Origin of the sequence: Protofrankia sp. Cr1 (genome assembly GCF_963555865.1) — a bacterium.
In the GTDB taxonomy this organism is placed as follows: domain Bacteria; phylum Actinomycetota; class Actinomycetes; order Frankiales; family Frankiaceae; genus Protofrankia.
In genome coordinates this window covers 1715-10305 of sequence record NZ_CAUVXO010000173.1, presented here as the reverse complement: position 1 = coordinate 10305, position 8591 = coordinate 1715, and the positions used below count along the sequence as shown (strand labels likewise).

The following is an 8591-nucleotide window of genomic DNA, read 5'->3' as shown; positions in this document are numbered from 1 at the left end:
TCGATTACCACATTTGGTGGCCGTCGCAGTCCGAAACAGGACAGTTGCTTCCAGGCAGGACCTTCCTCTATCGTCAGCCATGCGATGCACAACGTGGCACCGAGCCGACGACTTGGGGGGTCTAAGTGCCTGTTTTGAATCTTCTGTCGACCCTGCTGACTACTTACACAGCTACGACTTGATTGAATTGGCCTTAGAGCGACCGGCGACAGGGGGCACGGCGTCGCGGGACTATTGCCGGGCGCTCTTTGGGAACGATGTGAATCTGGTGTTGTGGCAGGAGCATCAGATTCACATCGTTAAGAGCCTGGTTTGAATCCTCTGTCCGGGCGAGCCCAAGATTCAAAACAGACTCTTAACCGTGCTGACCGCAGGTGGAACGGCGGGTACAGAAACCTCGGGCACACCGGCGCCGCTGCCGCAAGCCGCAAACCGCAAGCCGTAATCAGAACCGAGCTGGGACGCGCCCTCATTTCCCCGAACAGCACTCCTCGCGAGATCCCCGTAGATTGAACTGGCGCCTTTGATTGGGTTTCCCCAGCCGTCAGTAAAATGCTGGTCGATCAACTACTCGGCGTCGGCATCGGCATCGGAATCAGGGAAGTGGAAGTGGAAGTGGAAGTGGAAGTGGCGACATAGCCTGTGTGGTCGAGCCGGCGATCGAGCATTTCGAGCAGGCCGAGAACAGTTTCACCTTTAAGGTATTCCTTCCGTTCTTCACCGTCCATGTTCGAAGGAAACGATCCTATGGCTGACGTGACAGAATCAATTGCGATCATTGGCATGGGTTGCCGCTTCGCGGGCGGCGCCGACACACCCCAGAAATTCTGGCGGCTGCTCGCACGGGGCGAGGATGCGATCTCCGAGGTCCCGCCACAGCGGTGGGCGTCCTACGCCGAAGCCAGCCAGGAGAACGCCGCGGCGCTGCGTAAGACCACGCGCTTCGGTGGCTTCCTCGACGACATCGAGGGATTCGACGCCGAATTTTTCGGAATCATGCCGCGCGAAGCCGAGCTGATGGACCCTCAGCAGCGCATCCTGCTGGAGGTCACCTGGGAGGCGCTCGAGCACGCGGGTATCCCGCCGGCGAGCCTCGCCGGTGGCGACGCCGGGGTGTTCGTCGGCGTCGGCTCGGACGACTACGGTCGCCGCCTGCTCGAGGACCTGCCCCGCATCGAGGCCTGGACCGGCATCGGGGCCTCCATGTGCGCCGTCGCCAACCGCATCTCCCACGCTCTCGATCTGCGCGGTCCCAGCCTCGCCGTGGACACGGCCTGCTCGGCGTCGCTGGTCGCCATCCACCTCGCCTGTCAGTCGTTGGCCCTCGGTGAGACTCCGCTCGCGCTGGTCGGCGGCGTGCACATCATGGCTGGTCCCGGCCTGACCATGGTCCTCGACGCGGCAGGCGCGATCTCGCCGGACGGCCGCTGCAAGTCCTTCGACGCCGCAGCGAACGGCTACGGCCGCGGGGAGGGCGCCGCGGTGATCGTCCTGAAACGGCTCGCCGACGCCCAACGTGACGGAGACCAGGTGCTCGCGGTGATCCGCGGCAGCGCGGTCAACCAGGACGGCCACACCAACGGCATCATGGCCCCCAGCGGGGAGGCACAGATCCACCTGCTGCGCCGTGCCTACCGCATGGCCGGCGTGGAGCCGGCGACGGTCGACTACGTGGAGGCGCATGGCACGGGTACCCGCGCCGGTGACCCGATCGAGGCCGCCGCGATGGCCGCCGTGCTCGGGCGAGGCCGGCCTGCCGGGCAGCCATGCCTCATCGGCTCGGTGAAGTCGAACATCGGTCACCTGGAGGCCGGCTCCGGTGTCGCCGGAGTCATCAAGGCCGTGCTGGCGCTGGGGCATGCCGAAATACCGGCGAGCCTCAACATCAGCGAGCCCAACCCGGCCATCCCCTGGGACACCGCCGGGCTCGAGGTGGTCACGACGACCCGGCCGTGGCCCGTCACCGAGCACCCACGCCGTGCCGGGGTCTCCGGCTACGGCTACGGCGGCACGATCGCGCACGTGGTGCTTGAACAAGCGCCCCCGAACGTGACCGAACCCCTGGTGGACACCGCGCAGCCGTCCCTGTTCCTCGTGTCCGGCGCCACCGAAGCCGGCCTGACCGCGGCCGCCGGGAATCTCGCCGACTGGCTCGAGACCGACGGCGCGGGCACCCCACTGGCCGCGGTCGCCCACACCCTGCGGGAACGGCGCAGCCACCTCACCCACCGTGCCGGAGTCGTCGCGGCCGACCGCGCCGAGCTGGTCGCCGCTCTGCGTGCGGCGGCGGCCGGTAACGAGGCGGCGGGCGTCCGGCTGGGGACGGCGAAACGGCGGGCGATGGGCCCGGTGTGGGTTTTCTCCGGACACGGGTCGCAGTGGGTGGGCATGGGGCGCGATCTGCTGGCCACGGAACCGGCGTTCGGGCGGACGATCGACAGGGTCGGCGAGATATTCGCGGCGGAGATCGGGTTCACTCCGCGTGCAGTGCTCGTCGGCGACGAACTCTCCGCGGTCGACGTCATCCAACCGATGATCTTCGCGATGCAGGTAGCGCTCGCCGACGTGTGGCGTGAGCACGGCTTCGAACCCGCCGCAGTGATCGGCCACTCGGTCGGTGAGATCGCCGCAGCCGTGGTCGCCGGTGCGCTGACCCTCAGCGACGGCTCGCGGCTGATCTGCCGTAGGTCGATTCTGCTCCGTGAGGTGGCCGGCAAGGGCGCGATGGCCATGGTCAACCTGCCCTTCGACGAGGTGCGCGCACGGCTCGGTGAACGCAACGACGTCGTCGCCGCGATCGCGGCTTCGCCGTCGTCGACCGTGATCGCAGGCGACGTCGATCCCGTCGAGGCGACAGCCCGCGCCTGGGAAGCCGAGAAGCTGGTCGTCCGCCGGGTTGCCGCCGATGTCGCCTTCCACTCGCGGCACATGGATCCCCTGTTGGACAGGCTGGTCGCGGCGGCGAACGGGCTCTGCCCGGACATCGCCTCGATCCCGGTCTACACCACCGCGCTGGCCGACCCGCGCGCGGAACCGCTGCGTGACGGCGCCTACTGGGCGGCCAACCTGCGCAACCCCGTCCGGTTCGCGGCGGCTGTACAGGCGGCGGCCGAAGACGGCTACACCGCCTTTGTCGAGATCTCCGCACACCCCGTCGTCGCGCATTCGGTGGCCGAGACCCTGGACGCGCTGGGAATCGCGGACGGCTACGTCGGCGGCTCGCTCCGGCGCGGCACCCCCGACCAGCGCACGCTGCTCGCCAACGTTGCTGCACTGCACTGCGCGGGCGTCGAAGCACGCCGCGCGTCCGGCGGGCAGCCGCTGGCCGAGTTGCCCACGACGCCGTGGCGACACCGGCGCTACTGGCGCGACTCCGCCGTGAGCCGGCCCGTGCGCTCTCACGACGTCGAGCGCCACACCCTGCTCGGCGGCCACACCGTCGTGGTCGGTTCGGGTCGGCTTGAGCTCTGGCAGACCTACCTCGACCTGACCTGCCGGCCCTACCCCGGCGACCATCCGGTACACACCGTAGAGATCATTCCCGCGGCCGTGTTGCTGCACACCTTCGCCACCGCCGCCTCGAACGGCGGCTCGTTGGCCGCGCTCGCCGACATCGTGCTGCGCACTCCGGTCGTGGTCAGCGCACCGCGCGAGATCCAGATCTCCTGCCAGGATTCGACGCTGCGGCTGAGCTCCCGGCGCGTCGGCGGCACGGGCGACGGCGGCACGGGCGACGGCGGCACGGGCGACGGCGGCACGGGCGACGGCGACGGTGTCTGGCTCACCCACACCACGGCCGCCGTTGATCCGCTTGGTGCGGTCGCCGAGCGGACGCTTGAGCTCGCCGCGTTGCGTGCGAGCTGCCCGGACGTCCTACCGAACGACTTCGTCGTCGACCGTCTCGCCGGCATCGGCGTCGCGGCGATGGGCTTCCCCTGGCACATAACCGAGCTGCGCGTGCTCGACGGCCAACGGCTGTTCGCCGCGGTGGACTCCGGCTACGGGGCCGCCCCGACGTGGGCGTCGGTGTTGGACGCTGCGCTGTCCATCGCGTCGGTGGTCTTCGGCGGGCCGCCGACTCTGCGGATGCCCGCCGGGATCAGGCAGGTGGCGTTCAGCGGCGACTCACCATCACAGGCCCTCATATACATCCGCACCAGCGTGGAGCGCCCCACAGACACCGCGGACGTCGACATCGCCACTGTCGACGGCCGTGTGGTCGCGACCCTGACCGGCTTGCGCTACGCGGTGCTCGACGGCGACCCGGGCGCCGCTGCCAGTCCGAGCAGGCTCGTCCACGAGATCGTCTGGCGGCCCCTGACGGTGGCGGCGGACACCTGCGCCCTCGACGCGGTCGTCATCGTCGGCACGCCACTCGAGGCGATCGCGGACGCGGCGCGGGACGCGGGGATTGCGATCTGGCAGGTTGCGGACGCCGACGCCCTGGACGGGTTGCGTGACCGAGCGGGCGCGAACACAGCGGTGCTGGTCGGCCCGACACCGCAGGGCGACAACGAGGCTGACAGCGCGCAGCGCTCCGCATGGCTGCTCGCCTGCGTCGCCCAGCGTGTGTCGGGCTGGACGGGCGGGCGACCGAGAATCTGGGCGGTGACCAGCGGTGTGCCGGACGGCTCGCTCACCGGCGCTTCCATGTGGGGCGTCGGCCGCGTCATCGCCGGGGAACAGCCCGAGCTGTGGGGCGGGATCGTCGACAGCGACCACCTGGCCGCATCGGCCGAGCGGCTGCTCGCGGTCCTGCGCGCGCGACCCGACGAGGACGCGGTGCGGATCATCGAGGGTCGGACGACAACGTCGCGCCTCCTGCCTGTGCCCGGCCACATCGTTCGCCCCGCGCCCACGTTCCGCCCGGACGGCACATATCTGGTCACCGGTGGGATGGGAGCGCTCGGCCTCGAGGTAGCGCGCTTCCTGGCCGGACGCGGCGCACATCGGCTCGTCCTCGCAAGCCGGCGCCCCTTCCCGGAAAGGGCGGAGTGGGACCGTTGTTCGGACGAGCGGATCCTCGCCCAGATCGAGGCGGTGCGGGCGCTGGAATCCCTCGGCGTCACGGTCAAGGTCCTCTCCCTCGACATCACCGACGCCGAGGCGATTCGGACGGCGCTCGACCCGGCGGCGCTCGGCCTGCCGCCCATCGTCGGGATCGTGCACGCCGCCGGGATATCGGACGACCGGATGCTCGGCGAGCTGGACGAGGACTCGCTGGCCGCGGTGATGGCGCCCACAGCGCACGGCGCGCTCGTCCTGCACGAACTCTTCCCGCCAGGCAGCGTGGACTTCTTCGCGATGTTCTCCTTCTGCGGGTACCTGCTGGGCCTGCCGGGTCAGGCGAGCTCCGGCGCGGCGAACGCCTTCCTGGACGCGCTGGCCGCCCACCGGGGTGACGATACGATCAGCTTCGGCTGGACCTCGTGGCGAGGGCTGGGCATGTCGACATCCTCGACCATGATCGACATTGAACTCAACGCCCGTGGCACTGCGGACATCTCGCCCCTCGAGGCATTGCGCGCCTGGGATTTCGCCGAGCGGCGTGTCGGCACGCACTGCGCGGTCCTACCCATGATCACAGTGGATTCCGGCATGCCGAGACCACCGCTGCTGCGGGAGATCACCGTCGAGGAGACGGTCGCGGGCAGATCCGGCCCCGCCGACGACTGGTCGGCACTCGAACCCGCTGAACTGCTTGACCAGCTCATGGACATGGTCCGCACACAGGTCGCCGAGGAGATCAAACTGGCTCCCCAGGAGCTGGACACCGGCAAACCGCTGCTGGAGATGGGCCTGGACTCAGTGATGACCCTGGTTATCCGGCGACGCCTGGAGAAGCTGTTCCGCGTCCCGCTGCCGGCGACGCTGCTGTGGAACCGGCCAACCGTGGCGGCGCTGGCCGAGTACCTCGCCGAGGTGCTGAGCGGCGGGGAAAGGTCGGCCGCACCTGACGAGGGCGAAGTTATCCCGGCGGGCGCCGTATGAGCGCCGACGTGGCGCCCTGGGTCGATCAGTGCATGCGCGGCGGACTGTCCCGCTCCACTTTCCGCGATCTCGAAGGCCATCCACCTGTCGTATGCGATCTCTGTTGTGGGGATCGCGGCGGGCGGGAAGGCCGACGTGGACCCCGCTAGGATAAGCAATGATATAATCGCTTACGCGATCCAAGGGGGGCCATTCGGGCATCGTGGATCGCCTGAGCCAGGAGCCCCGGTGGACTTCCACTTCCTCCTCGCCCTCGTCCTCTCGCCAGGCGTCGTCGCCGGCTTCGTGACGATCACCAAGCACCGCCAATGGCTTGACCTTGTGCGCCATGTCTACGACCACGAGGCCGCAGAGGGTCGAATCGTCGATCCCATCGCATTGTTGGAGACCGCCAAGCACTCCCGTGCCGCTCGACCATGACCCCGCCCACTCACCATGGTCATCAACTCCTCCCCCAGCTCGTAATCCGGGTCAAGATAACGAGCTCTGCCACGATTCCGGGGAACGATGTGAATCCGGTGTCATCATGACGACCCGGAAATCACATCGTTCCCGACTCCGAGGTGCCAGCTGAGGGTGGAAGCCGAGGGGGAAGCTGGTCAGCTGGTCAGACGCGCACCCAGAGCCGGTTGCGCTAAGCGCCCGATCCGCAACAGTGGAGGCGATCTGCTACAGCGTGTGGGTCAGGGTGCCAAAGCCCAACTGGTCGAACCCTCCGCTGTTGGGACCGTAATCACCGCCACCGCCCTCGGCCCGGACCCTCGCGGCATAGGCAGTGACATTCGGTGCCGCCAGCCCCCGGCGTTTGACGTAGTGGTTGTAGACGAGCTCCCAGGAGGGTCGGTCGAGTCCGCGACCGGCTTCGGCGACGACGGTCTGCGACTGCTGTTGACAGTTCTGGCCGGTACCCCAGGTGTAGGTGGTGAAGGGGACGGACTCGCCCAGGTTGTACTTCGCGACGTATTCGCAGCCTCGCAGGAAACGACTGTCGCTGTATCCGTACATGTCCTGACCCTGATTCCAGGCCATTTCGCAGAATGCGCCCATCAGGGCGGGGCCAAGCGTGGCATGGCCCTGGTCACGGCCGCTTTCCTGCCACTGACCGAGCCCGCCCGGGTGCAGGAACGGAACGGCCTTCATGATGGCCCCGTTCCCCGCGCCGTTCTTGAAGTATTCGATGGCCCGGTCGAACTTGGCGCGGTCGTCGCAGAGGATGCCGATGGCCAGGATGGAGGCCATGTTGCACAGGTCCCAGTTGGCCCAGTAGTTGGTGATACAGGCGTCATTGTGCTCGCGGAGGAACCGGTCGTTCAAGGGGTAGAAGACGTTCAGCATCATCGCCTTGAACCGGTTGAGATCGAATCCGTCGTAACCCCGCATGATCTCGGCGGCGTTGGCGAACTGGTAGCCGTATATCCCGGCGGCGAGGTACCGGTCGGCGTTGCCGGTGACCATCGTCAGCGTCGCGGACCAGGCGTTGAGAATATCGCGCGCCGCGTCGGCGTGGGCGACGTCTCCGCTGATCTTCCAACGCAGCGCGTTCTGGTAGGCAGCGTGGATGTCGTTGTACAGCTGGGGGTAGTTCTGCCCGTCCCCACCCCGTATCACCGTCGCGATCGGACGTGCCTTCCACGTGCTCTGGGAATGGCCGTTGGCTACCAGCCTGTCCCAGCCCGCTTTCCACGGTGTGGCACCAGCGCGCACCTTGACGGTCATGCGGTCGAAATCGGCCTGGGTGTGCAGCATGCCGGGATGGACGAAAGCGCCGTTCGCCGGCCGGCCGGCAGCTGCTGCCGCACTCGGTGTCGGCACGGCCGTGATTGGACCTGGTGTGGCCGTGGTTGGAGTTGGTGTGGCCGACATGGCCGCTCCTGGCTCACAGGCGGTCAGTGGCACGGTTGCGGCCGCAGCCGCGGCGAAGCCGAGAAGATGGCGCCGGCTGATCTGGTTGGTCGGTCCCGTGGTCGTGGACACGGAGCTCCTCATCGGGTTGGATCCCCCCCAACCTGACAAATCACTTTATACCGCATGGCAGTCACGGCCCGGTCGAAGGATGTGTCCTTCCATCCCGTCGCGCGTAGGCAGGCCCGACCCGCAGGCGAACACGCTCTCCCGACGGTGGGTGGAGCGGTCCCGCGTCCGTGGACAGAAGGTTTGGACGAGTTTCAGCGGCGGACCGCCAGGTGATCTGGCTAGTGCGGCAGGTTGAGGTCGGAGCAGACCGACAGCGCCGCCCGCGCGTCCGTGGGCAGGCCCGCGTAGTTCCCCTTCTCGGTGTCCTGCAAGATCGCACTCATTTGCAGGTGAAGCTTGCCGTACTTCTTGTCATCCTCATGCGCCGCGACCGTGCCCAGCCACGCCGCAGCGCGCAGCCGCTCGATGTCGTCAAGCTTGTCGGGACCCAGTTCGACCAGCCCGGGCTTGGTCCGGACCAGGGCCGCACAGGCCGCCGCGGCGTCGTCGGGCGCGGCGCTGGGGCTGGGGGTGTCACCGCCGCAGCCGGCCAGCGTCAACTCCAAGGCGAAGGCCATCATGAGCAAGACCGTCTGAACCTGCCGGGCGCGGATGAGCATGTCATCATTATTGACAATGCGGGACAC

At 68.0% G+C, this 8591-nt stretch carries 4 protein-coding genes; 2 read left to right on the top strand and 2 right to left on the bottom strand.

The window, feature by feature from the left end:
• The first annotated feature begins 747 nt into the window (after positions 1 to 747).
• Positions 748 to 5991, top strand: coding sequence for an SDR family NAD(P)-dependent oxidoreductase (locus U9980_RS14760; protein ID WP_322768439.1), 5244 nt, complete (start codon positions 748 to 750; stop codon positions 5989 to 5991).
• A 228-nt stretch (positions 5992 to 6219) separates the two neighbouring features.
• On the top strand, positions 6220 to 6411 hold the full coding sequence (locus tag U9980_RS14755) for a hypothetical protein (protein WP_322751936.1): 192 nt from the start codon (positions 6220 to 6222) through the stop codon (positions 6409 to 6411).
• A gap of 249 nt (positions 6412 to 6660) precedes the next feature.
• Here U9980_RS14755 and U9980_RS14750 read toward each other — a convergent pair whose 3' ends face one another.
• Complete coding sequence (locus tag U9980_RS14750; RefSeq protein WP_322749888.1) at positions 6661 to 7965, bottom strand: alginate lyase family protein; 1305 nt, start codon at positions 7963 to 7965, stop codon at positions 6661 to 6663.
• A 218-nt stretch (positions 7966 to 8183) separates the two neighbouring features.
• A partial coding sequence (locus U9980_RS14745; protein ID WP_322768438.1) for a hypothetical protein occupies positions 8184 to 8591 on the bottom strand: 408 nt, incomplete at its 5' end.